The sequence below is a fragment of the Rhizorhabdus dicambivorans genome, from assembly GCF_002355275.1.
GTDB lineage: Bacteria > Pseudomonadota > Alphaproteobacteria > Sphingomonadales > Sphingomonadaceae > Rhizorhabdus > Rhizorhabdus dicambivorans.
The window spans coordinates 2750095-2773585 of sequence record NZ_CP023449.1 but is presented as its reverse complement, the minus strand read 5'-3'; the positions used below and the strand labels follow the sequence as shown (position 1 = coordinate 2773585).

Sequence of the window (23491 nt, the reverse complement as noted above, 5' to 3'; positions counted from 1 at the left end):
CCCCGACAATGACAACATTCTCTTGCACCCTCGGTCCTTTCCTCAGAGCTTGTTGACAGTCTGCAGCCAGATCCGGTCGCCCTTCGGCCGGTTCCGCGCCATCACCTCACCTTGATATTTGAATGCGACCAAGACCTTCCCCAGCGGGAAGCTGATCATCGGGCCGATCGAGGCCGCTTCGCCGCGATTGCCGCCGGGCACCGAAATGTCATTGATGCGGTCGTCGGACAGCTGCTTGTAATAGGAGCCCTGCATGCCAAGGCGCACATTCCTGGGCAGATGGTAAGCGGCAAGGTATTCGACAGCGAGTTCATCGCCCGATCGATAGTTCGTCGCCTTTTCGGGCGTGCCGGTGAAAATGAGGTCGCCTTCGCCAAGGTCGTAATATTTCGAAAGCTCGACGAGGATTTCGGCGACCGACCAGATCATCGACGAGATGTCACTGCTCTGCTTGGCATCGTCGCCGACGCTCAGCGTGATGGCGCCTTCAGTGAAGAGCGTGTCGCCCATCGGCACGATCTTGCCGAGCACGGCGGACTCATCGAAATTCTTGCCGAGATCCCACGGACGGCCAGTCTCGCGCGCTGCGAGCTGCAGGTCGCGGCGGGTCATGTCGAGGCCGGTGCAGTAGCCGAACACGGCACCGGGAATATCGTCCAGCCCCGCATTGTGCAGCGGCCCCGACAGCGCGACGACCAGCTCCATTTCGTAGTGATAGTTGGAGGTGCCCGGCGGATATGCGATCTCGCTGCCGCTAGGCACGATGGTTTCGGGGAACTTCGTGAAGAAGAACGGGGGCTCGGCATCGGGGTCGCGGCCCATTTCCCGCGCATGAGCCGCATAATTACGGCCCACGCAAAAGATTCGACGAACGGGATAGAGCTGGTCGGAGCCTTCGATGAGGGCCGTCGCAACGCGCGCCGGCTCGTGGGTGTATTGGGACATCAATGCGCTCCTGTCAGTTTGGAGGGTGAAAAGTCGGCCTGCCGCGCGCCGATACGGGTCAGCATCAGCAGACCAGCGACGCAGGCGAGCATGGGGACAGCGGCGATCAGCAGGATGGTCTGGGTTTCAGCGCCCATCCCGATCAGTGCGCCGCCGACGACGGGACCGATGATCGACCCGATGCGGCCGATGCCATGCGCCCAACCCACGCCGGTCGAGCGGATTTCGGTCTCGTAGTAGCTTGCGGTTAGCGCGTTCATGCCGAACAGAGCGCCCATCCCGCAGAAGCCTGACAGGAAGGTCAGCGCCAGCGCCAAACGAACGTCCGTCATGGCGAAACCGAGCAGTGCTATGAACACGGCGGCGCCGAAGAATGCGAAACGGAGGGCATTGTCGCTTTGCCGCTTGTCGAGGCTGCGTGCGATGAAATAGCCGCCGATCGCACCGCCAAGATTGAACAGAACGGTGCCGAAGATCGCCTGCGTGTGCGGAATGCCTGCCGTCGTGAGAACGATCGGCAACCAGTTGATGAGCAGATACATCACCAGCAGGTTGCAGAAGAACACGAACCACAGCGTCAGCGTCGTGGCCGCCCGGCGATCGGAAAACAGCTGCGCGATCGAACCACGCGCTGCGACGTCAGCGTTCTGGCGCGTGACGATGACGTCGGATGGAAGGTCAGGAGCGATCCGGGCAATGATCGAACGAACCTTGGCTTTGTGGCGCTCGACGCTGACGAGATACCGGACCGATTCCGGCATGCCAATCATGATCAGCGGGATCAGCGCAAGCGGCAGGATACCGCCGACTATGAACAATGACTGCCAGCCAAAGGCGCTAATGAGCGGCGATGAGGCAGCACCGCCGATCACTGCGCCCATTGGGATGCCGATGCACATGCAGGTGATGAGCGTGGAGCGAATGCGGGCAGGCGAATATTCCGCCGTCAAGGCGATGATGTTCGGCATCGCGCCGCCCAGCCCCAGCCCAACAAAGAAGCGTGCGATCGCAAGCTGTGGCAGCGATCCTGCCCTTGCGCACAGGAGCGAGAAGATTCCCATCATGGCGAGCGACACGATGATGATGCGTTTGCGCCCAACCCGATCGCCGACCACGCCAAGCGAAAGCGCAGCGACGGTGAGACCGGCGAGACCTGCGGCAAATCCAGGACCGAACGAGGCGACATTGATGCCCCAGTCCTTTGCGATCGCCGGCGCAGCAAAGGCGACGGATTGGGTGTCGAAGCCGTCGAGCAGGGCGACCAGGCCGCAAAAGCCTATTGCCCGCCATTGAAGGCCGCTGACCTTCCGTTCATCGATTAATCGAGATATTTCAACAGTAGCCATTCCCATCCCTCCTTGCGCGCGACCATCTTTGGATCGCTGTGCCGTTTGAAAAATCAGCCTTCGACAGCGCGCCCTTCCCAGGCGGCTTCCAGGATCTCGAGGATATCGGCGACATCGTAGGGGCGCGGATTGTAGACCGAGCCAGCTACAGTCTCTTCGGCGAGCGCTGGCAGCGCTTCACGTGTCAGGCCGAGCGATCGAAGATCGGATGGCGCGCCGATACGGTGCGCGAGGTTCTGAATCGCCTTGCCCGGCCACCCGCTAAACCGCTCGATGAGATGCGGGGCAGCGTCGAGGATCGCCTGCTTGTTGAACTGCGCCACATGCGGCAACACGACGCTGTTGGAGACGCCGTGCGGAATATCATGGCGGCCGCCCAGGATGTGGCAGATCTTGTGATGGAGCCCGATGCCGACTTGCTGGACGAGCAGGCCGCCATAAAAGCCGCCTTCAAGTGCACGTGTCCGACCGCCGATATCTGCCGGCGCATCCACGCTGCGCGGCAGGCCGTCGAAAAAGGCTTCTATGCCGGCGGTCGCCAGCGCCGCAGCGAATGGATGTGGCGCCTTCGGATAGAACGCTTCGACACAGTGAGCGAGACCGTTCATACCGGTAGAGACAGTTTCTACATGCGGAAGAGATAGCGTCAGCAGGGGATCGTAGATCACCACCTGCGGCTTTGCCTTGGGATCCCGGCCGGTACGTTTCTCCCCTTTGCTCTTGGCCCCATAAATCGGCGTCATCTCCGCGCCTGAGTAGGTGGTCGAAATGACCACGCTGCTTACGCCAAACTGCAGCCGTAGATTCTTGGCCACACCAATTGCCGAGCCACCACCGATAGTCAGCAGCGAGTCCGCCTCGACAGCTTTCAATTGGCTAGCTGCCGCCTCGACTGTCTCGATCGGACAATGGGGAAGAACGCCATCGAAGGTGCTCGCGTGAAGACTTCCAAGCGCCCCCACGACCGAAGCGTGTCGCCGTAACGCACCACCGCTTGCGATCACCATGACGCGCTTCGCGCCGAGCTTGATCAATTCATCAGCTGCCTGACCAGCCACCCCAGCGCCAAAGCACGCCCGGCTTTCCAGCGCATCGTAAGTCCAGTTTTCCATCACGTCACATCGCTCGCCCTAACGGATTACGACTCGCTTTTACGCATAACGTTATTATTTACGCAAATCGTAATTTACGGCAGGCAATAAAATTTATGCAGGCCGTAACCTTCTGACCTCGACAAATGAAAGGGACTGAGCGAGAAAGCCGCATGGACGAGGACGAACAAAGCCCTTCAAGCCGAGACTGCGGCGGCGTGCAGTCGGTGGAAGTTGCTGGCGCGATTTTGAATGCTTTCGTTGAAGCGCAACGCCCTGTTAACCTGACGGAAATCGCTAAAATCGCAGGCATGCACCCGGCGAAAATGCACCGCTATCTGGCGAGTTTGATGCGCACGCAACTGATCGAGCAAGACCCAAGTACGGGCCGCTTCAGACCCGGTCCGTTGACGATACCACTGGCGTTTGGACGGTTGCGAAATCTCAATGTCATTTCATGCGCCGCCCCTATCCTCGCCGACCTGCGCGATGCGACAGGGGAAACCGCCATGATGTCGATCTGGACCGAGAACGGGCCCGTCGTGATGCGCCTCGAGGAGAGCGCTCGCCCGGTGTTCCTGAACGTTCGCGTCGGATCGACGTTGCCATTGTACCACACGGCCGCTGGTCGTGCGTTCGCCGCGAACAAGAGCGCCGTGCAGATAAGGGATGTGGCTGAACCACCACCTTTCTGGACTGACGATCTCGCGGCGAAAATCAGGGCTGATGGCGTGGCTGCGCTGTCAGACGCATTGGTCAGGGGCGTCAATGCCATCGCTGCTCCCGTAATGGACGCTTTTGACAATGTGGCAGCGGTAATTGGAGTCGTGGGCCATGAACAGTTTCTCGATATCGCTGTTGACGGCCCTACCGCCGAAAAATTGAAGGCAGCCGCAAGGCAGTTTTCTCGCGCTCTTGGCAACATGCACTGAAACGCTACGAGTTTCATTCTTAGGCTCGAACACAGCTTTGTCAGGGAACCCTGGAAAGGTACTCTGTGTCACCCGAGAGTGACTGTAGAAAAATTCGTTAAGTCGTCATCTTGATCTTCGCCCGCACCACCTTGTCGAGTGCAGGCGGAGGGTCTCATGACACCGACAAAAATCCTGATTGGCCAAATCCTTGTCGTGCTCGCAGTAGTGAGCGCTGGTATCTGGACTGCGACCCAGTGGGCAGCGATACAGCTGGCCTATCAGCCAGAACTCGGCCCGCCCTGGTTCGTTGCGTTCGGTAAACCGATCTACCATCCCTGGTCGATCTTTCCGTGGTGGTTCTCCTTCGACGCCTATGCGCCGGAAATCTTCGATGAGGCTGGAGGCATTGCGGCCACGAGCGGCCTGATCGCTTGCGGAGCGGCAATCTTCGGGTCACTCTGGCGCGCCCGTCAGCGCAAGAATATCACCACCTACGGCTCTGCGCGCTGGGCGACAGCCAGGGACATGCGTGCGGCAAAGCTGTTCGAGGATGCCGGGGTCTTTCTCGGCCGGATCGGTCCCCGCTATCTGCGCAATGACGGTCCCGAGCACATCATGGCATTCGCCCCGACCCGCTCGGGCAAAGGCGTCGGCCTAGTCGTGCCGACGCTGCTTGGCTGGTCGGGTTCGGCGGTCGTTCACGACATCAAGGGCGAAAACTGGCAACTGACCGCAGGCTGGCGCTCGCGTTTCTCGCATTGCCTGCTGTTCAACCCGACCGACGCTCGCTCCGCGCGCTACAATCCGCTGCTGGAGGTACGACGCGGCACCGATGAGGTGCGCGACGTCCAGAACATCGCCGACATTCTGGTCGACCCCGAAGGCGCGCTGGAACGGCGCAGCCACTGGGAAAAGACCAGCCACTCGCTGCTGGTCGGCGCGATTCTCCACATTCTCTATGCCGAGGAAGAGAAGACGCTGGCGCGCGTTGCATCCTTCCTCTCCGATCCGCAGCGTCCGTTCACCGCGACCCTCAAGCGGATGATGACCACCAATCATCTCGGTACGGCGGATGCGCCCAAGGTCCATCCTGTTATCGCATCGGCGGCCCGCGAGGTGCTGAACAAGTCGGAAAACGAACGCTCCGGCGTGCTCTCGACCGCCATGTCGTTCCTCGGTCTCTATCGCGATCCGACCGTCGCGACCGTGACATCGCGCTGCGACTGGCGCATCGCCGATCTGGTCGAAGGCAAGTCGCCGGTTTCGCTCTATCTGGTCGTGCCGCCATCAGACATCAGCCGCACCAAGCCACTGATCCGTCTGGTCCTCAACCAGATCGGTCGCCGCCTCACCGAGCATCTGCACGCCGAAAATGGTGCAAGCGCGGCCAACCGCCACAAGCTCCTCATGATGCTCGACGAGTTCCCGGCGCTCGGGCGGCTGGATTTCTTCGAGACTTCGCTGGCCTTTCTCGCTGGCTATGGCGTGCGGGCCTTTCTCATCGCGCAGAGCCTCAACCAGATCGAGAAAGCCTATGGCGAGCACAATGCCATTCTCGACAATTGCCATGTCCGCGTGGCCTTCGCCTCCAATGACGAGCGGACTGCCAAGCGCATTTCCGACGCGCTCGGCACCGCGACCGAGCAACGCGCCATGCGCAACTATGCCGGGCATCGGCTCGCACCCTGGCTCGCCCATGTCATGGTCAGTCGGCAGGAAACCGCCCGCGCATTGCTGACGCCCGGTGAGGTGATGCAGCTTCCCGCGACCGACGAACTGGTGCTCGTTGCCGGAACCCCGCCGATCCGCGCGACGAAGCTGCGCTATTTCGAGGATTCGACGTTCAAATCGCGGGTGTTGCCTCCACCCGTACTGGCCGATGGCACATATGCCGATCGTCCGGCGCCCCGTCCCGATGACTGGACCGGCATTGTTCGGGGCACCGACGCTCTGCTGAAAGCGACAGCCGATGCGGAAACCGACGACACCGGCGGTGGCCTCGAACAGGCCCGGCATCCCGGGCAGGAAATCGAGCAGCCTCTCACTCCTGACCCGGTGACCGCCGACCCGCTCGGCCTTGGCGAAGACGATGGCGACATCGTAGCCGACCAGCGCGCGATGGATCAGGCCCGCGCGCTGGGCACAGCCCGCGCTGTTTATGGGATCGATGCCGGCACTGGCCGTCCTGACGATCTGCAACTGGGGTTCTGACATGAGCGCCGAAAAGGTCCGCCACCAGCTATTCCTGCCCCGGTCGGTCAGCGATCGCCTTGAAGCGCTCGCGGCCAAGCCCGGCGCATCGAAATCAGCGATCCTGACCGATGCGGTCACCGCATGGCTCAACCGGCGCGGCGCCTCCGAACTGGAGGATCGTTTCGGCATCCGCCTTGATCGCCTTACGGCCGCCATCGGCAGGCTGGAGCGCGACGGGCATATTCAGCTCGAAACCATCGCCCTGTTCGTCCGCTACGAACTGGCGATACAGGCGCCGCTCGCCGAGAATGACCATGCCGGTCGGGCCATCGCCGCCAAACGGTTCGAGGCTTTCATCGCGCAGGTCGGACGCCAGATCGCTTCAGGTCGCCGGACATTGGCCGATCAGATGAGCGCCGCGCCGGAGTCCGGCCAGTGACGGCAGGCAACTCAGACGCGAAGCTATCGGAAAGTCGCCGCCGGGCCATGCTGCGCACGGCAATGGGACCGGCCATCGCCGAGGCGCTGGCCGATCCCCGCGTGATCGAGATCATGGTCAATCCCGATGGCGCGCTGCGGCTCGACCGGCTTGGCGAAGGGCGCAGCGACACGGATATCCGGATGGATGCCGCGCAGGTCGAGCGGATCATCCGCCTCGTGGCGTCTCACGCCCGCGCCGAGGTCCATGGCGATGCGCCGATCGTGTCGGCCGAACTGCCCCCGCATATCGAGGGCCGTGCCGGAGAGCGGTTCGAAGGCGTCCTGCCGCCCGTCTCGATCGCACCCTGCTTTTCGATCCGCAAGCCTGCAACACGCCTTTACAGCCTCGACGACTATGTCGCCGATGGCATCATGGCACAGGCAGCCGCCGACCGGCTGAAAGCCTGCGTCACGCAACGCTACAACATCCTCGTCGCCGGGGGCACGAGTTCGGGCAAGACGACGCTCGCCAATGCCCTGCTGGCCGAAATGGCCTGGGTCGATGAGCGCATCATCCTGATCGAGGATACCCGGGAGTTGCAAAGCCCGGCCGCCGACACGGTCGCGCTGCGGACCCGGCAGGGCACCGTCACCATGGCCGATCTGGTGCGTTCGACGCTGCGTCTCCGTCCCGATCGCATCATAGTCGGCGAGGTGCGCGGCCCCGAAGCGCTCGACATGCTCAAGGCATGGAACACAGGGCATCCCGGTGGCATCGCGACCGTTCATGCCAACAGCGCGATGTCCGCGCTCTACCGGATCGAAGGGCTGGTGCAGGAAGCGGTCGTCACCGTGCCGCGCCGGCTGATCGCCGAGGCGATCGACATCATCGTGTTCATCTCGGGCCGGGGCCTTCAGCGCCGCATCGCCAGCATCACGCGCGTCGCCGGTCTCGATCCCGATACCGGCAACTACGCGCTCGCCGACCTCCTCGCTCCCTCACATCCCAAAGGAGAATGACCATGCAGCTTGCCAGAATTCCAAATCGCGCCTCCACCTTTCTCATCGGCGCCGCGATCGGCCTGACCCTCGCCTTCGCGACCACTGCCCAGGCCGCCGGTTCCGGTATGCCGTGGGAGGAGCCGCTCCAGCAGGTGCTGGAATCCGTCCAGGGGCCGGTCGCCAAGATCGTCGCTGTGATCGTCATCATCACCACCGGCCTCACGCTCGCATTCGGGGAAAGCAGCGGTGGCTTCCGTCGCCTGATCCAGATCGTGTTCGGCCTCTCGATCGCCTTTGCGGCCTCGAGCTTCTTCCTGAGCTTCTTCAGCTTTGGCGGCGGGGCACTGATCGCGTGACCGGCAGCGGGCACCATAACAGCGGCCATATGGCCGGTTTCGAGGCTCCCATCCATGGGAGCCTCGGTTCGCCGATCCTCCTCGGCGGCGCCCCGCGCGGTATCGCGATCGTGAACGGGACGATCGCCGCCGCCGTTGGCCTCGGGCTACAGCAGTGGATCGCAGGCATCGCCCTGTGGGCCATCGGGCACAGCATCGCCGTATTCGCCGCCCGCCGTGATCCGGACTTCGCGCCCGTCCTGATCCGCCATCTTCGCCAGAAAGGCCATCTCGCGTGCTGAACCTCGCAGAATATCGTCGTCGCTCCGACCGGCTGGCGGATCATCTCCCCTGGGCCGCGCTCGTCGCGCCCGGCGTCATCCTCAGCAAGGATGGCAGCTTCCTGCGGGTGCTGCGATTTCGCGGTCCCGACCTTGAATCCGCCACAGAAGGGGAACTGGTATCCGCCTGCGCCCGTGCCAACAACGTGCTCAAGCGCTTCGGCACTGGCTGGGCGCTGTTCTTCGATGCCGAGCGGCGGGAGGCCAATGCCTATCCCGAAAGCGATTTCCCGGACGCGGCTTCCTGGCTGGTCGATCAGGAGCGGCGCGCGGCCTTCCTTAAGGAAGGTGAGCATTATGAGAGCCGTTACCATCTGACGCTGACCTGGCTGCCGACGCCTGACACCGCCGAAGCGGCAGGCCGGTCACTGGTCGAACGGCCTGATGCAGAAAACGGCCGCGACTGGCGCGGTGCGTTGGCGAGCTTCGTCGCGACGAGCAACCGCGCGCTGGACCTGTTCGCCAGCTTCATGCCGGAAGTGCGGGCGCTGGACGACAGTGAGACGCTGACCTTTCTCCACGGGACAATCTCTCCGCGTCCGCATGTAGTCGCGGTTCCGGAAAGCCCGATCTATCTTGATGCACTGCTCGCAGACACGCCGCTGACCGGCGGGCTGGAGCCCCGTCTTGGTGACACGCATATCCGCACACTGACGGTCATGGGCTTCCCGAACATGAGCCGGCCCGGCATCCTTGATGCCCTCAATCATCAGGATTTCGGCTATCGCTGGGTCACGCGGTTCATTGCGCTCGACAAGAGCGATGCGACGAAGGCGCTGACGAAGCTGCGCCGCCAGTGGTTCAACAAGCGCAAATCGATCACCGCATTGCTGCGCGAAGTGATGTATAGCCAGCCGTCGCAACTGCTCGACAGCGACGCCGACAACAAAGTGGTCGATGCCGACGAAGCGCTGCAGGTGCTGGGCGGCGATCATGTCGCCTTCGGCTATCTGACCACGACGATCACGGTCTCCGATACGGATCGCGCCAGGGTGGAAGACAAGGTCCGACAGGTCGAGCGGATCATCAACGGGCTGGGCTTCAACACCATCCGTGAAGGGGTGAACGCGGTCGAGGCATGGCTGTCATCGCTGCCCGGTCAGACCTATGCCAATGTCCGGCAGCCGCTGGTCCACACGCTCAATCTCGCTCATCTGATGCCATTGTCGTCGGTATGGGCCGGGCCGACCCGTAATGCCCATCTCAACGGCCCGCCGCTGCTATATGCCAGCACGGCCGGATCGACTCCGTTTCGCCTGTCCACCCATATGGGCGATGTCGGGCACATACTGGTCGTCGGGCCGACCGGCGCTGGCAAATCGGTGCTGCTCGCACTGATCGCACTCCAGTTCCGGCGCTACGCGAACAGTCAGGTCTATATCTTCGACAAAGGCTTCTCCGCGCGGGCAGCCGTGTTGGCGATGGGCGGTGCGCATCATGCGCTGGGGCTCGGCGCCGACGCGGGTGAGACGCTGGCATTCCAGCCGCTGCGCCGGATCGACGATGCTACCGAACGAAGCTGGGCAGCGGAATGGATCGCCGCATTACTCACCCATGAAAAGGTCATCGTCACGCCCGAGATAAAGGATGCCGTCTGGTCGGCGCTGGGCAGTCTGGCATCCGCGCCGCCGGAAGAACGAACGCTGACCGGCCTCACCCTGTTACTCCAGTCCAATGCGCTGCGTACCGCTCTCGGAGCCTACACTCTTGATGGCCCTTACGGCCGGTTGCTGGACGCGGCCGAGCAGCATCTGGCCTTTGCCGATGTCCAATGCTTCGAGACAGAGGCGCTGATGAATCAGGCGGGCGTGGTCGCCCCGGTGCTGACCTATCTGTTCCACCGACTGGAAGAGCGGTTCGACGGTCGGCCGACCTTGCTGATTCTCGACGAAGCCTGGATCTTCCTCGACCACCCGCTGTTCGCGGCGCGGATCCGGGAATGGCTCAAGGTGCTGCGCAAGAAGAATGTCGCGGTGCTGTTAGCGACCCAGAGCCTGGCCGATATTGCATCGAGCAGCATCGCGCCCGCCATCATCGAGAGCTGCCCGCAACGCATCCTGCTGCCCAACGATCGCGCGATCGAACCGCAGAGCCGGGAAGCCTATGAGCGGTTCGGCCTGAACGATCGCCAGATCGAACTGGTCAGCCGTGCTGCGCCCAAACGGCAATATTATCTGCAATCAGCGCGCGGCAACCGGCTGTTCGAACTTGGGCTTGGCCCGATCGCGCTCGCGCTGTGCGGCGCATCTGATCCTGCCAGCCAGACCCGGATAGATGGCCTGCTTACCGAAGGCGGCCAGGCGGATTTCGCGGCGCGGCTCCTGACCGCCTCTGATCTCGACTGGGCCGCCGATCTGCTGGCGGATTTCACTGGCGTAGGAGGCGCCAAGAATATCCCAACCACCGAAACGAGTGAAAGCGTGTCCCTCTGAGAGCAGCATAGCTCGCTTCGCCTGAGTAGGTGCTTCAGGCATTTCCGACCATATCTCGGTCGTTCGTCCGCCCGTCCCCAATGGCCGCTTGTGACAGAAGCGACCATTGTGGCTCGTCGTTGTGACGAGACCGTCGTGGATGGTTCCGCCATGGGAAGTCACGTTAGAATGGCGACTGGCCCGGTGACCTGGGCCACACATACCAATTGAACGGAAGTCTCGAAGGCGCCGCTCAGATCGGCCAGACCTCACGCCGGTAGGCGGAATCCCAGAACATCCATTCGTAGCGCGTGGCGTTGCGGAAGGCGGTTGCCATGGCGGCGCGGGTTGCCGGGGTGGCATTGTCGGCGGCTTCGTCCACCAGTGCGCGAACGCGATCGGTTGCCTCGCCGAAGGAGGGTGCAGCGTAGGTGTCGATCCATGCTGCGTACGGATTGGGCGAGGCAGCGCGCGGCTTGATGTCGCAGCCGACTTCCCAATAGACCCAGAAGCAGGGGAGAATGCCCGCGATCAGTTCCTCGTAGCTGCGCGTTGCGGCAAGGCTGGCGAGGTAGCTGGTGTAGCCAAGGCACGCGGGCGTCGCCTCGGCCTCCCGACCCATTTCGGGGGTGACACCGAACTGTACGAAGAAGGCCTGGTGCAGCGCCTCTTCCACCTGCACCGCGACCTTGGCACCGTCCGAGAATTCGAGGCGTCCCGCCGCTGTGGGCGCCCTCGCGGCCGCGATCGCCAGCACGCGAGCGTATTCGGCAAGGTAGAGGCTGTCCTGCAGCATGTAATGCCTGAAGCTCTCGGGCGGAAGCGAGCCATCGGCAAGCTCCGCAAGGAAGGGCTGGGCGAGGATCGCGCGGCGCAGCGGGGCGACGTCCTGCCAGATCGTGTCGCAGAAGCTCATGGGCTGGTTCTCTTCCCTTAGAAACGGCGTGTGGCGCTGAGGCCGAACTGGCGGCCGATGTTGATCGTGAAGCTGTCGAACAGGCCGTTGGGGCCACAGGCGCATAATAGTAGGATGACCTACTGATCGACACCAGACCGCGTTGTATCACTTCAGCGCGTTCGAGGCGGAGGCAGGTGGCGACCAAACCCTGTCATTCACCCCGACGTCAGTGAACGTCTAGTTTCGATCACCGCGGATTTTCAGGCAACGCAAGAACGACCTCGTCCTCATGAAACCAGCCGGCCGCGACGACATGCGCTTTTACGGCCGCTGGATCAGCCGAATAGGCAACCAGCGCCAGACTAGATTTGGCGCGACTACAGGTCACGTAAAATAGTCGCCGCGTTCGATCGATCGCCGAATCTCGGCCCTCTTCTGCATTTTTGAGATCGGTCGCGCTGGGTGCCTTCGCGCCCAGCAGCTTCTCATAGCCGAACAGGAACCCCCGGGCATCGCCATCGTCCATCAGTACCATGACGCGATCAAACTCTAGCCCCTTCACCCCTTGATGCGTGTCAAACGCCGCTTCTTTCGCGACATACGCGGCATAGGGCGCAATGACCGAAAAGGGGCAGTCGAGGAAGTTCAGTATCGCCTCAAGGTTCCGGCCGACCGGATCGGCCGCCTCATCCTCGGCTTCCGCGATATCGTCAATGCGCTGGGCGGCAAGCGCGGCTTTCAGGCTTTCCGGAACTTGGAACAAGCCGGTGCCCGCAACATTATCGAGCACGGCAGCGCAGTTGGGCTCTCCGGGTGTCCAGAGCGCTAGAAGACTGTCGATCGCGGATTGCGCCAGTCGAAGCTGATCCAGGGGCCTCGCAGATCCCTTGAGATTGTTCTTGCTCAGCAGAGGAGAAGCGTCGCGGACAAGTTTCGCGATAGCGAACTTGTCGTTACGTTGGTGGGCAGAGACCAGTGGCAGCACATAATGCGTGAAAAACCGCGTGGCCGGAAAACTGCCGTCCAGAAAGCTGGTACGAAACTCGTCAACCGAGGCGAGTGCCTCGAACAGCGGCTCGAACCCCATCCTCTTAGCTGCCATGTGATGTTCAAGCGTCAGAACCTTGCATGCTGCCGGGTCATTCCAAGCATCGTCATTGGTCAGCAACGCCATATAGGCGCGAACTCGGTCCTCGGCGGCAGGTTTGTCGTCAAGGTCGCTGGAGAAGGCGAACAGCCGAGCCCAACCTTCACCGGCATCGTCGCGCGGTTCCTGCTTGTGCGTATCGGCGCCACCACGGATGTCGTTGATAAGGCGAACGATGCGATGTGAGCTTCGGTGATTGAGGCGCTTTTCTGGAAACGCCCAGCCTTCCGGGATATCTCGTTCGATCTGCTCCTTCCCGTCGAGGTAGATGCGCTGCATGGTGTCGCCGATGAGCCCGAGGCAGAAGCGATCGGCATGCGCCTGCTGGACCGCGAACAGCGCTTCGATCAGCGTCTTGCTCGTATCCTGGCTCTCATCGATCAGCAGGAACGGGTATTTTTCCACGAACATGCGTTGCATAAGTGATTTTTCGAGCAGGAATGCCGAGAAAATCTTGATGACCTCAGCATGATTCAGGGCGTTTCGTTCGCGATTGTCTCCGCTCGGATTGTAGGTGAAGACCTTGATCTCGTCCAAACGACCGAGCCGCTTTTGTTTCGATTCGATCTGGATCTGGCGCGCGGCCGAAGCTTTCGTGCCGGCGCGCCCCTTCTCCTCCTCGATCATCAGGGCTTCGATGTCAGTCTGCAAATTGGTCCGAAGCCACACACGGATGTCGGCATTGAAGTTCTGAATTTGCATCCATGCGAAGCTATGGATCGTGCGCACCACAAACAGCGGATCATATTCGAGCCGGCGCGTGATCTCATCGCAAGCCGCATTGGTGTAAGTGATTACAGCGACATGGCGCGCCCGCAACCGCAGGACGTCGCGATACTTGTCCGCGACATGGCGAAGCGCATTTACCAGTGACCGCGTCTTCCCCGAGCCCGCGCCCGCGAACATGAAAAAGCTCTGTGGGTGATCCAGGTCGAGATAGGTCGCGAGTTGGCTCTCGACATCGTCATCGAGCGTGACGTTCGAGAAGGCAGTGCTATCGGTCATTCTGGCATCTCGGGTGCCGGCGCTTCATCCGACGGGGGATCGAGCGTGAGGATTTGGGCAAGGCCCAGTTCGGCCTTTTTCCGTTCGAGCTGCGTACCGAGCCAGAGGAGGCCTTCTCGGATGTAATGCGGCGGCTTAAGGTCGCTGGGGTCCTCGATCTCAAGCAAGTCCAGCGCGAATTCAGCCTTGTTCCCGCCCTTCAGCGCTTGCTTCATTGCGGCGCTGAGCGCAGCAAAATCGGCGCTATCGGCGATCGCTCCCCGAAACTTCGCAATCAGCCCGGCCCCGGGAAGGTCGGCGAACAGGTCGAGATTGCTGACCACGATCGCATCCTCGAGGGTGTAGGCAAGAGCCTCGGTCGTCGTTCCCTTGAATTCTACTTCGACCGGGCACTGATAAGCAATTCTGAGCTTGAAGCGTTCGGCGTCATAGGCTTTTTCCTTCTCAGCCTCGGGCTTGTCCAGAAGGGCGTCTAGATCGCTGATGGCCGGCCACCAGTTGCGCAGGGTGTAGTTGCCGGACGTGTGCGCAGCACCGCGCACAGGCGCCGCGGTGTCACCATCGGCATCCTTGGAATCGATGTCGGTGATGACCAGCGTGGTGAGCCCGATCTTCTCGATCAGACTGCGCAGCTTGTGCGCATGACTGCCGCCGATTTCCAGCCAAGTAATATAGCTTTCCGACAGCTTCGCGAACTCGGCATGGGAATTCACGAAACTGGGTACGAGGATACGCTCCGCTGGTCCCTCGATCAAAACCGCGGCGTCGGCAAAGAACAGGTCGCAGTGGGTGACCTTCAGATAACGTGTAACAAACCGCTTGGTATCCAGGTCACCGCCGAACGCGTTTTCCAGATTGATGACGCAGGAGGTTGGGATCGTCTTTTGCCCTCCGGGTAGTCGCCGGAAATACCGGAGCGACTCGAATTTGCATTCATGCGCGATGTGGCTTGAGTGCGTGCTTACGACCATCTGGGTCACAAAATTTGGATTGGCACGCAATAGCTCATGGTTGCGCAGGATTTTATACGCCTGCCGAATGAATACCTGCTGGACCTGCGTGTGCAAATGCACCTCGGGCTCCTCGATCAGGACGAGGTGCAACGGGGCGATAATGTCGTCTTCGGCAGCCTTGTGCTGCGCCTTGCCGACCCGCATCCAGCTGTCGCGGAACGCCATCAGTCTGAAGACCATCGAGATCAGGTTCTGGTAGCCGAGGCCATTCGAATCCTCGGGCAGAAAAAGATCGACCGAATTGTCGCCGTCCTGCATCGGAACGACGAACTGCACCGCTGCGTCGTGGTTCAAGCCCTCGACGGGTCGGATGCGCGTCGAAATACTGAGCTTCGGGTCGGTGACCCCCGGATATCCAAGCGTGTCCATCTCGGTGAGGGGATTCTTGAAACCGTCGGTCAGCCGCAGGTTGAACGCTTTTTGCGCTTCCTCGATTGCCCTCAGCGCCAGCAGATCCTGAGCATCCGGATTTTCATACGGGTCAAGATGACGCGAGTAATATTGGCGTAGCTGCACCGACAGCCGCCGCGAGGTCGCGCTGCTCGCGCTCGTCTCGCCCTCTGTGTTCACCTGCTCACCTGCATGCCCGAAACCGCGTTGGGCACTGATCTCGTGAATACGGATCAGGCCCTTGAAGGGGTCACCGTCGATCGGGTCGGCACCTAGGAGCTGCTGAGGTCGTGCCAGCCCGTGTTCGGGTTCGACGCAGGCTGCCGGGTCGAGAACATAGGTTTTGACCCCGAAATAACTCGAGACACGACGCTGCAGAAATTCGACCAGAGACTGGGGCCAGATAGCGACCTGGAAGTTTTCCGGCGATTCGCCTTTCTCCTGCGCGAGTGCTGCTCCGGCGGCTTGCAGCTTACGCGCGTCGCTGCGGGCACTTAGATAGTCTTTCTGAAGCTGCTCCCCATCCTTCTGGACTTGTAACGGTTTTGTGCCGGTCACCTATCTCATTATGCCACCTTGGCTTCGAACGCGAGCGGGCTGATGCCGCCCAGATATGAATGGCGGCGACGGGTGTTGTAGAAGCCATTGATGTACTGGAAGATGGAAGCTTCTGCCTGACGCCGCGTTGGCCAGCTCTGGCGCCAGATGAGTTCGGCTTTCAGGCTTTTGAAGAACGTCTCGACAGAGGCGTTATCATAGCAATTACCCTTGCCGCTCATCGATGGACGCAGGCCATAGGCCTGCAGCTTCTTCTGATAATCGTAAGAACAATATTGGCTGCCGCGGTCCGAATGGAAAAGGCAGCCCTCTGGAGGCTGGCGCAGGCGCACCGCCATATCCAACGCCCTGATTGCCAGGTCCTTCTTCATCCTGTCGCTGACTGCCCAGCCCACGACGCGACGGCTATGCAGGTCGAGAATGACGGCAAGGTAGAGCCAGCCTTCCGACGTCCAGATATAGGTGATGTCGCCCGCCCATTTCCGGTTGGGGGCATCGGCGGCAAAATTACCGTCCAGCCAGTTTGCCGCGACGCCGAGACGATGGTGGCTGTCAGTCGTAACCTTGTGCTTGCGTGTGCGAACGGGCTTGATCCCGTTGATCTTCATTAGGCGCCCGACACGGCGTTCGCCAACATAAAGCCCCACCTCTTTCAACTCCATCGTCATCCTCGGACGACCATAGCTGCCAAGGCTGAGGCGATACTGTTCCCGGATATGTGCCAGCACTTTCATATCCGTGCGCGCACGTTGGCTGATCGGTCGCGAGCGCCAGGATCGATAGCCGCGCTCACTGACAAGCATGACACGGCAGAGCAGTTCAACGGGCCACCGGTGCCGCCAGCTATGCACAAAAGCGAACTTCACGGCCTTTGGCTCGCGAAGAACTGCGTGGCCTTTTTTAGTACTTCCCTCTCCTCCCGCAGCACACGGTTCTCAAGGCGAAGGCGTTCATTCTCACGTGCCAGATCTGCCTGCGGCGCTGAAACCAGATCACTGGGCCGATACTGCGACACCCACTTGCCCAGCGTCGACTTCCCTATCCCCAAATCCGATGCGACCCGGTCGCGAGGCAACCTGCTGGTTAGCGCAATACGCACCGCCTCATGCTTGAACTCTTCTGTATGCTTGATCATCTCGTCGGTCTCCTATTGCGAGCTCTAATCGCTCAGGTGACCGGCGCAAAACCGTTACAAGTCCATTCGGCTCATAGCGCAATCTGACGCCCAGGCGCCCGCCTGCCCAATCAAGGGTGGGCAAGATCTTCTGGACGTAGTGAACCTCATGCTCCTCGACGTGGAGCCAGACATCCAGCGATGGCAGGACTTCGTCCCAAGCTGGCGCCGGCAGCGCCGCTTCCGCGACATGCGCATCCTCCCAGCTCTCGCCCATCGCATTAATGGCCGGCCAGTGCGAAAGAGTGAAGTCGTTGAAGCAGAAACTCGAGCGCTCCCAATCGACAAGGAAGTAACGAAGCGCGGTTATAGCGGAGGTTTTCCCGCTATTGTTCGCACCAACGAACACAGTCTTTTCAGGCGACAGTCCAATTCTTGTCGAAATCAGCTTCCGAAAATTGGCAACCTCAACGAAATCGATGCGCATATCTCCCCCTCTCTCAAGGGAACATAGCCAAACGGCGCCCCCACGCAACGGAGCAGATAGTTCGGAGCGGAAATTGCCGCGCTGGACGGATCGACGATGAGGACATGCTTACTCGCCTGACAAAACTGCGGTTCGGAAAATGTCCTAAGAACGGCAGTTGTGTCTCCGACCAAGTCATGCCCGCTGATCGGGCTATTTGTGCCTGTGGCACTGAAACAGTACACGGCGTCACCAGAGAGGTTCTGCCGCCAGTCTCTCAAATGAAGAAAAATATGGCTCCCTGATCGAGGAGTCTTCCTGTGTTCGCCCATCGCAAATTTTCAATCAACAAACATCTTATCGCGAGTGCCCTCGCCCTCACTGCCAGCGGTTCGCTGGCCCTCTGCCTGACATTGCCAGCGACGCCCGCTCAGGCCCTCACTGTGTTCGATCCGAGCAACTACAGCCAGAACATCCTGACCGCCGCGCGCACACTTCAGCAGATCAACAACCAGATCAAGTCCCTGCAGAACGAAGCGAACAGCCTGATCAATCAGGCAAAGAATCTGACGACCATCGATTTCCCCGAGTTGCAGGTGCTGACCCAGACCCTCCGGCAGGTCGACCAGTTGATGGGCCAGGCTCAGGGCATAAGATTCCAGGTATCTGGCCTCGACCAGCAGTTCAGCCAGCTTTTCCCGAAAGCCTTCTCCTCTGCGCTGCGCACCAATGAGCAGGTGATCGCAGCGCGCAGTCGCCTCGATACGGCAATGTCCGCTTATCAGCAGACCATGACGGTGCAGGCGCAGGTCGTCGAGAATGTCGCTGCCGATGCCCAGACCCTGTCGGCGATCGTGGCCAAGAGCCAGGGCGCTGAAGGATCGTTGCAGGCTCAGCAGGCCACCAACCAGTTGCTGGCGCTGACGGCCAAGCAGCAGTTCCAGATTCAGAACATGATGGCCGCGCAATATCGCGCCGAGACGATCGAGCAGGCCCGCCGCGCGCAGGCCCAGATCGATGCCCGCGCCGCCACCACGAAGTTCCTCGGTTCCGGCTCGGCCTACACGCCCCGATAGCGCCGCCGGATGGGCGACGACGGCTTCGCCTTGCCGTCGTTGCTCGCCGCGGGGCGGGGCTTCACTCCCCGGCTCCGCCTCGCGGCAACTTTCCCTCTGCCAGGACATCCCAGCCCGTGAACGATCTCAATGTCATCGACCGCTTCATGCAGGCGTTCATCAGCTACATCGATGCCGGCTTCGGCCTCCTCGGTGGCGATGTGCATTTCCTGACGGCTACGCTGATCGCGATCGACATCACGCTGGCCGGGCTGTTCTGGGCGATGGGCGGCGAAGACAATGTCATCGGCCGCTTTCTCAAGAAGATCCTCTATGTCGGCGCATTCGCCTTCATCCTGAACAGCTTCTCGACGCTCGCCGACATCATCTTCCGGTCCTTCGCGCAGGCGGGCCTGACCGCTGGTGGCGGCACATTGTCGGCCGCCGACCTGCTGAAGCCCGGCCATCTCGCAAGCACCGGATTTTCGGCAGCGTGGCCGCTGCTCGAACAAGTCTCCGAACTTATGGGGTTCACGACCTTCTTCGACAATTTCCTGACGATCGCGGTGCTGCTGTTCGCCTGGGCGATCATCATCATCACCTTCTTCATCCTCGCGGTGCAGATGTTCGTGACGATCATCGAGTTCAAGCTGACCTCGCTGGCCGGCTTCATCCTCGTGCCGTTCGCGCTGTGGAACCGCACCAGCTTCCTCGCCGAGCGGGTACTCGGCAACGTCGTGTCATCGGGCATCAAGGTGATGGTGCTCGCCGTCATCGTCGGCATTGGCTCGAACTTCTTCACCGAATTCACGACTGCACTGCAGGGGCAGGAACCCGACGTTGGACAGGCGATGAGCCTGATGCTCGCCAGCCTCACCATTTTCGGCCTTGGCATCTTTGCTCCCGGTATAGCCTCCGGGCTGGTCGCTGGCGCTCCGCAACTTGGCGCGGGCGCTGCGCTCGGCACCGCCGTTGGCGCGGCGGGGATCGGCATGGTGGCTGGCGGCGCGGCCATTGGTGGCGCGCGTGCTCTGGGCGGCACGGCGATTGGCGCGGTGCGGGCCGGGACGTCGATGGGGTCGGCAGCATCGACGGCGTATTCGCTCGGCAAGGAAGCCGCGCCGGAGCCGACGATGACTGCTGGCCTTGGCGGCGTGGCGCGCGCCGCAGGCAATGCGGCCCGTGACCGGGCTTCGAGCGCCCTCGGGCTTGGTGAAGCCGCATCGCAAGGCCGGGCCGCAGCCTGGAACGCGCTCAATCGCAATAGCGGTAGCCAGTCAGCACCATCGGGCGACGACGGCGCTGTGCCCGCCTGGGCTCGCGCCATGCGCGGCCAGCAGACCGCCCGTCATCACCGCCAGATCGCGCTGCATACGATCCAGCAAGGCGACCGTGGCGGCGCTTCCGCCACCCCCGACATCAAGGAAAGGGACGACTAGATGATCTTCAAGCGCGCTACCCAGCGCTATGGGCAGACCCCGGAGCCGGAGACGCCTTACCAGCGTGCCGGGCAACTCTGGGATGAGCGGATCGGGTCTGCGCGGGTGCAGGCCCGCAACTGGCGACTGATGGCATTTGGGTGCCTCACTCTCGCCAGCGGACTGTCGGCTGGCCTCGTCTGCCAGTCCCTCCAGAGCCGGGTCACGCCCTATGTCATAGAGGTCGACCGGCTCGGCGAGGCCCGCGCCATCACCGAAGCCGAAGCAGGATACCAGCCGACCGACCCACAGGTCGCCTGGCACCTCTCGAAGTTCATCGCCAATGTCCGGGGCCGATCGCTCGACCCGGTGCTGGTGCGGCAGAACTGGCTTGAAGCCTATGACTTCACCACCAAGCGGGGCAGTCAGTTTCTCGGTGACTATGCGCGCGGGGCCAATCCCTTCGCCGCCATCGGCGAGCGAACCGTGTCGGTGCAGGTAACGAGCGTGGTGCGGGCGTCGGACCGATCCTTTCAGGTGAAATGGACCGAGACCGCCTATGAGCGCGGGGCCGAGGCGGGGACTTCGCGCTGGACCGCGATCCTGACCGTCATGATCAAGGCACCGGTTAATGCCGACACGCTCAGGAAGAACCCCCTCGGTGTCTATGTCGATGCGATCGACTGGAGCCGCGAGCTTGATCCTCCCGCGCAGATGAAGCCCTCCGCGCCGATCGCGCCAGCGGCCCCGACCGCGCTGCCGCTCGGCTCACCCCTTGATCCCGACAACGCTGCCGTAGCGCAGCCCGCCAAGGAGGCACGCCTATGAAAATCATCCTCGCGGCATTGGCTATCGCCCTTGCGCCCATTTCAGCAGCGGCCCAACAGGCAGCGCCGCCATCTCCGGCAACGATGGTTGCTCCGGTTATCACGGCTCCGACGCCGAAGCGGCCTGTTCGCCGTGTGGCCCTCCGAAAGCCGGTGAGCCCCAATGTCGCTCGCGTAGCTGCAGCCAACCGCGCGGCGACGCAGGAGCCGCAGGCACAGGCCTTTGTGAACGCGGTTCAGCTATTCCCGTTCAGCGATGGCGCGATCTATCAGGTTTATACCGCGCCCGGCGCCGTGACCGATATCGCCTTGCAGGCGGGAGAAACGCTGATCGCGGTCGCAGCTGGCGATACGGCGCGCTGGGTGATCGGCGATACCACCAGCGGCACAGGGGCTGACAAGCGCACGCATATATTGGTGAAGCCATTTGCCGCCGGCCTTGCGACCAACCTCGTCGTAACGACCGACCGCCGCAGCTATCACCTCCAGCTGACCGCGACATCCCGCACGGCAATGGCCGCGCTCTCCTGGACCTATCCGGCCGACCAGCTGATCGCCCTGCGCAAGGCGGCCGAGCAATCCGCCGCCACGGCGCCGGTCGCCGAAGGCCTGGCGGTCGACAGTCTCCACTTCGACTATGCGGTCAGCGGTGACCGACCCGCATGGCGACCATTGCGCGCGTTCGACGATGGTCGGCAGACCTTCGTGGAGTTTCCCGCCAGCATCGCGGTCGGCGAAGCCCCGCCGCTGTTCATCATCGGGCCGTCCGGCGAAGCCGAGTTGGTCAACTACCGTGTGCGTGGGCGCTTCTATGTCATCGACCGCATCTTCGACGTGGCCGAACTGCGGCTCGGGACGAGAAAGCCCCAGATCGTAAGGATCGATCGCGTTGCTGACGGGAGCGTGGGTCGGAAGGGCAAGCGCTCATGAGCGAGGCCGTCACCTCTCCCACCGCCAAGATCGACCCGGAAACACTGGCCATCCGTGCCAAGCCCGCGCGCGCGATCCGGTTTCGTCGCGGCGTTATCATCACGATCGCGGCACTGGGTTCTGTCAGCCTGATGGCGGTCGCATGGGTCGCGCTGAAGCCGCGTGTCTTCTCGGCGATGACCGAGCCCCGGGAACTGTCGGAGCTGGGCAATCGCCCTTCGACCGATGCTCTCAATGGTCTGCCCGCCAGCTATGGTGAGGCGCCTCGGCTCGGCCCGCCATTGCCCGGCGATCTGGGACGTCCGATCCTCGCCCATCAGAGAGCGATGGCGACCGAAGCCGGTGTCGGCACCGAAGCGGATACCAATGCCCAGCATGCGGCGCAGGAGCGTGAACGTCAGCTCTCCGAGCTGAAGGCAGCACGGGAGTCCGGTCTGCTGGTGCAAGGACGGACCACGCCAGCTGGCAGTGATGCGCAGATCACACTGCAGACTGCCGCGCCCACCGAGGCGACCGCTACGACGACGCAGCTTGATCTCGACCGTGATCCGAACGCGCAGGGCCGCAAGGCAGCGTTCGTCGGCACGCTCGACAAAAGTGGCGACACTAACCCGCATCAGCTTACCGCCGCGCCTTCGCCCTATCTGCTTTCCGCTGGCAGCGTCATATCGGCAAGCCTCATTACCGGGCTGCGGTCCGATCTCCCCGGGCTGGTGACGGCACAGGTGACGGCCCATGTATTCGACAGCCCTACAGGCCGCATCCTGCTCATTCCGCAGGGATCGCGTCTCATCGGCAGCTACGATAGCGTCGTCGCATTCGGACAGAAGCGGGCACTGGTCGTCTGGCAGCGGATCATGCTGCCAGACGGCAGTTCGCTGCGGATCGACAATGTCCCGGCCACTGACGCTTCTGGCTATGCCGGGCTTCAGGACAAGGTGGATTTCCACACTTGGGCGCTGCTCAAGGGCGTGGCTCTGGCGAGCCTGCTCGGGGTGGGATCGGAGCTGACCATCACAGGCGAGAGCGATCTCGTCCAGGCGATCCGGCAATCGACGCAGCAGAACGTGTCGCGGGCCGGAGATCAACTCACGTCGCGCAACCTCAACATCCAGCCGACGATAACCATCCGGCCCGGCGCGACCGTGCGGTTGGTGGTTCACAAGGATCTGATCCTCGCGCCTTGGCGCCAATGAAGGAGGCATTATGGCAGATTTGAAACTGGCAAGATTGCCCGACCGCACCCCGGTCAAGCTGACGATCATCATCACGCCCGACCTGCAGTCGGCTCTTCAGGCCTATGCGGGCCTTTACGCCAGCACCTATGGCGTCGAGGAGCCGGTTGCCGACCTCGTTCCTGCCATGCTCACGGCCTTCCTTGAAGGCGACCGCAACTTTGTCCGCGCCCGTGAAGCGGCGCTTCGGGGGCAAAAATGATAAAGCGCGGCTGGGAGAAAAAGCTCGAGCCACTGACGGTTCGCATCGCCACCGCCGTTCGCATCACGGGCATCAGCCGATCCCGCATTTACGAACTCATCCAGTCCGGCGATCTCGATGTCGTGAAAGTCGGCCGGGCAACATTGATACAATATGCGAGCCTGAAGGCGCTGACGTCTCAGAACGAATGATCTAAGCGGGCACATCCTGCAAGGCGACACATATGTCGCGCGCC

22 protein-coding genes are annotated in these 23491 nt (G+C 62.0%); 14 read left to right on the top strand and 8 right to left on the bottom strand.

Annotation, left to right across the window (positions count from 1 at the left end; translation table 11 throughout):
* Window positions 1-42: 42 nt before the first annotated feature.
* From CMV14_RS13110 to CMV14_RS13100, 3 genes are read right to left on the bottom strand one after another with little or no spacing between them, the layout of a single operon-like run.
* Entirely contained in the window at window positions 43-945 is a 903-nt protein-coding gene (locus CMV14_RS13110) for a fumarylacetoacetate hydrolase family protein (RefSeq protein ID WP_066967582.1), read from the bottom strand.
* Window positions 945-2291 (bottom strand): MFS transporter, encoded by a 1347-nt coding sequence (locus CMV14_RS13105; protein WP_066967584.1) that lies wholly within the window; start codon window positions 2289-2291, stop codon window positions 945-947. Before CMV14_RS13105 ends, CMV14_RS13110 begins: the two co-directional genes overlap by 1 nt.
* A gap of 53 nt (window positions 2292-2344) precedes the next feature.
* Complete coding sequence (locus CMV14_RS13100; RefSeq protein WP_066967586.1) at window positions 2345-3403, bottom strand: maleylacetate reductase; 1059 nt, start codon at window positions 3401-3403, stop codon at window positions 2345-2347.
* Between the two features lie 152 nt (window positions 3404-3555).
* Here CMV14_RS13100 and CMV14_RS13095 point away from each other — a divergent pair, with 152 nt between their 5' ends.
* The 7 genes from CMV14_RS13095 to trbE all read left to right on the top strand — a co-directional run bounded on the left by CMV14_RS13095 (window position 3556) and on the right by trbE (window position 11019).
* On the top strand, window positions 3556-4314 hold the full coding sequence (locus CMV14_RS13095) for an IclR family transcriptional regulator (protein WP_066967676.1): 759 nt from the start codon (window positions 3556-3558) through the stop codon (window positions 4312-4314).
* 156 nt (window positions 4315-4470) lie between these two features.
* Entirely contained in the window at window positions 4471-6507 is a 2037-nt protein-coding gene (locus CMV14_RS13090) for a conjugal transfer protein TraG (protein WP_066967588.1), read from the top strand.
* A 1-nt stretch (window position 6508) separates the two neighbouring features.
* Window positions 6509-6928, top strand: a complete 420-nt coding sequence (locus CMV14_RS13085; protein WP_066967591.1) for a YlcI/YnfO family protein — start codon at window positions 6509-6511, stop codon at window positions 6926-6928.
* A 47-nt stretch (window positions 6929-6975) separates the two neighbouring features.
* Window positions 6976-7929 (top strand): P-type conjugative transfer ATPase TrbB, encoded by a 954-nt coding sequence (gene trbB / locus CMV14_RS13080; protein WP_066967593.1) that lies wholly within the window; start codon window positions 6976-6978, stop codon window positions 7927-7929.
* Window positions 7926-8267 carry a TrbC/VirB2 family protein gene (locus CMV14_RS13075; protein WP_524539026.1) on the top strand — a complete coding sequence of 114 codons (342 nt, stop codon included), beginning with the start codon at window positions 7926-7928 and terminating at the stop codon, window positions 8265-8267. Before trbB ends, CMV14_RS13075 begins: the two co-directional genes overlap by 4 nt.
* A gap of 29 nt (window positions 8268-8296) precedes the next feature.
* A complete protein-coding gene (locus CMV14_RS13070) occupies window positions 8297-8548 on the top strand; it encodes a VirB3 family type IV secretion system protein (RefSeq protein WP_066967597.1) in 252 nt (83 codons plus the stop codon).
* Window positions 8542-11019 carry a conjugal transfer protein TrbE gene (gene trbE, locus CMV14_RS13065; RefSeq protein ID WP_066967599.1) on the top strand — a complete coding sequence of 826 codons (2478 nt, stop codon included), beginning with the start codon at window positions 8542-8544 and terminating at the stop codon, window positions 11017-11019. The genes CMV14_RS13070 and trbE overlap by 7 nt, the downstream gene beginning before the upstream one ends.
* Before the next feature lie 232 nt (window positions 11020-11251).
* On the opposite strand, the gene tenA is transcribed toward trbE, so the two are convergent.
* The 5 genes from tenA to CMV14_RS13040 form a co-directional block, all read right to left on the bottom strand.
* Window positions 11252-11914, bottom strand: a complete 663-nt coding sequence (gene tenA / locus CMV14_RS13060) for a thiaminase II (protein ID WP_066967603.1) — start codon at window positions 11912-11914, stop codon at window positions 11252-11254.
* A gap of 229 nt (window positions 11915-12143) precedes the next feature.
* On the bottom strand, window positions 12144-14048 hold the full coding sequence (locus CMV14_RS13055; RefSeq protein ID WP_066967606.1) for a UvrD-helicase domain-containing protein: 1905 nt from the start codon (window positions 14046-14048) through the stop codon (window positions 12144-12146).
* Window positions 14045-16009: an ATP-dependent nuclease gene (locus tag CMV14_RS13050; RefSeq protein WP_083216051.1), complete on the bottom strand. Its 1965-nt coding sequence runs from the start codon at window positions 16007-16009 to the stop codon at window positions 14045-14047. The genes CMV14_RS13055 and CMV14_RS13050 overlap by 4 nt, the downstream gene beginning before the upstream one ends.
* A gap of 8 nt (window positions 16010-16017) precedes the next feature.
* Window positions 16018-17144 (bottom strand): IS3 family transposase gene (locus CMV14_RS13045; RefSeq protein WP_202820850.1). Its coding sequence is split into 2 segments (ribosomal slippage): window positions 16018-16913 and window positions 16913-17144, totalling 1128 coding nucleotides; the frame shifts between segments, so codons are not numbered across the junction.
* Window positions 17113-17610, bottom strand: coding sequence for an AAA family ATPase (locus tag CMV14_RS13040; RefSeq protein WP_083216052.1), 498 nt, complete (start codon window positions 17608-17610; stop codon window positions 17113-17115). Before CMV14_RS13040 ends, CMV14_RS13045 begins: the two co-directional genes overlap by 32 nt.
* Before the next feature lie 299 nt (window positions 17611-17909).
* On the opposite strand from CMV14_RS13040, the gene trbJ reads away from it, so the two are divergent.
* The 7 genes from trbJ to CMV14_RS13005 all read left to right on the top strand — a co-directional run bounded on the left by trbJ (window position 17910) and on the right by CMV14_RS13005 (window position 23447).
* The gene (gene trbJ, locus CMV14_RS13035; protein WP_238147029.1) at window positions 17910-18665 is read left to right on the top strand and encodes a P-type conjugative transfer protein TrbJ; all 756 of its coding nucleotides are present in this window, start codon (window positions 17910-17912) and stop codon (window positions 18663-18665) included.
* 116 nt (window positions 18666-18781) lie between these two features.
* Window positions 18782-20083: a P-type conjugative transfer protein TrbL gene (gene trbL, locus CMV14_RS13030; RefSeq protein WP_066967612.1), complete on the top strand. Its 1302-nt coding sequence runs from the start codon at window positions 18782-18784 to the stop codon at window positions 20081-20083.
* Window positions 20084-20890 carry a conjugal transfer protein TrbF gene (gene trbF, locus CMV14_RS13025; protein WP_066967614.1) on the top strand — a complete coding sequence of 269 codons (807 nt, stop codon included), beginning with the start codon at window positions 20084-20086 and terminating at the stop codon, window positions 20888-20890.
* A gap of 134 nt (window positions 20891-21024) precedes the next feature.
* On the top strand, window positions 21025-21819 hold the full coding sequence (gene trbG, locus CMV14_RS13020) for a P-type conjugative transfer protein TrbG (protein ID WP_238147028.1): 795 nt from the start codon (window positions 21025-21027) through the stop codon (window positions 21817-21819).
* Window positions 21816-23015 (top strand): TraB/TrbI/VirB10 family type IV secretion system protein, encoded by a 1200-nt coding sequence (locus CMV14_RS13015; protein ID WP_066967619.1) that lies wholly within the window; start codon window positions 21816-21818, stop codon window positions 23013-23015. Before trbG ends, CMV14_RS13015 begins: the two co-directional genes overlap by 4 nt.
* 10 nt (window positions 23016-23025) lie before the next feature.
* A complete protein-coding gene (locus CMV14_RS13010) occupies window positions 23026-23256 on the top strand; it encodes a DUF2274 domain-containing protein (RefSeq protein WP_066967622.1) in 231 nt (76 codons plus the stop codon).
* Entirely contained in the window at window positions 23253-23447 is a 195-nt protein-coding gene (locus CMV14_RS13005) for a helix-turn-helix domain-containing protein (RefSeq protein ID WP_066967625.1), read from the top strand. Before CMV14_RS13010 ends, CMV14_RS13005 begins: the two co-directional genes overlap by 4 nt.
* The last annotated feature ends 44 nt before the right edge of the window (window positions 23448-23491 follow it).

What these genes read in the sequence shown, in the direction of transcription:
- CMV14_RS13110 (WP_066967582.1), bottom strand. Translation starts at nt 945, where the DNA reads ATGTCCCAATACACCCACGAGCCGGCGCGCGTTGCGACGGCCCTCATC.
- CMV14_RS13105 (WP_066967584.1), bottom strand. Translation starts at nt 2,291, where the DNA reads ATGGCTACTGTTGAAATATCTCGATTAATCGATGAACGGAAGGTCAGC.
- CMV14_RS13100 (WP_066967586.1), bottom strand. Translation starts at nt 3,403, where the DNA reads ATGGAAAACTGGACTTACGATGCGCTGGAAAGCCGGGCGTGCTTTGGC.
- CMV14_RS13095 (WP_066967676.1), top strand. Translation starts at nt 3,556, where the DNA reads ATGGACGAGGACGAACAAAGCCCTTCAAGCCGAGACTGCGGCGGCGTG.
- CMV14_RS13090 (WP_066967588.1), top strand. Translation starts at nt 4,471, where the DNA reads ATGACACCGACAAAAATCCTGATTGGCCAAATCCTTGTCGTGCTCGCA.
- CMV14_RS13085 (WP_066967591.1), top strand. Translation starts at nt 6,509, where the DNA reads ATGAGCGCCGAAAAGGTCCGCCACCAGCTATTCCTGCCCCGGTCGGTC.
- trbB (WP_066967593.1), top strand. Translation starts at nt 6,976, where the DNA reads ATGCTGCGCACGGCAATGGGACCGGCCATCGCCGAGGCGCTGGCCGAT.
- CMV14_RS13075 (WP_524539026.1), top strand. Translation starts at nt 7,926, where the DNA reads ATGACCATGCAGCTTGCCAGAATTCCAAATCGCGCCTCCACCTTTCTC.
- CMV14_RS13070 (WP_066967597.1), top strand. Translation starts at nt 8,297, where the DNA reads ATGGCCGGTTTCGAGGCTCCCATCCATGGGAGCCTCGGTTCGCCGATC.
- tenA (WP_066967603.1), bottom strand. Translation starts at nt 11,914, where the DNA reads ATGAGCTTCTGCGACACGATCTGGCAGGACGTCGCCCCGCTGCGCCGC.
- CMV14_RS13055 (WP_066967606.1), bottom strand. Translation starts at nt 14,048, where the DNA reads ATGACCGATAGCACTGCCTTCTCGAACGTCACGCTCGATGACGATGTC.
- CMV14_RS13040 (WP_083216052.1), bottom strand. Translation starts at nt 17,610, where the DNA reads ATGCGCATCGATTTCGTTGAGGTTGCCAATTTTCGGAAGCTGATTTCG.
- trbF (WP_066967614.1), top strand. Translation starts at nt 20,084, where the DNA reads ATGATCTTCAAGCGCGCTACCCAGCGCTATGGGCAGACCCCGGAGCCG.
- CMV14_RS13015 (WP_066967619.1), top strand. Translation starts at nt 21,816, where the DNA reads ATGAGCGAGGCCGTCACCTCTCCCACCGCCAAGATCGACCCGGAAACA.
- CMV14_RS13010 (WP_066967622.1), top strand. Translation starts at nt 23,026, where the DNA reads ATGGCAGATTTGAAACTGGCAAGATTGCCCGACCGCACCCCGGTCAAG.
- CMV14_RS13005 (WP_066967625.1), top strand. Translation starts at nt 23,253, where the DNA reads ATGATAAAGCGCGGCTGGGAGAAAAAGCTCGAGCCACTGACGGTTCGC.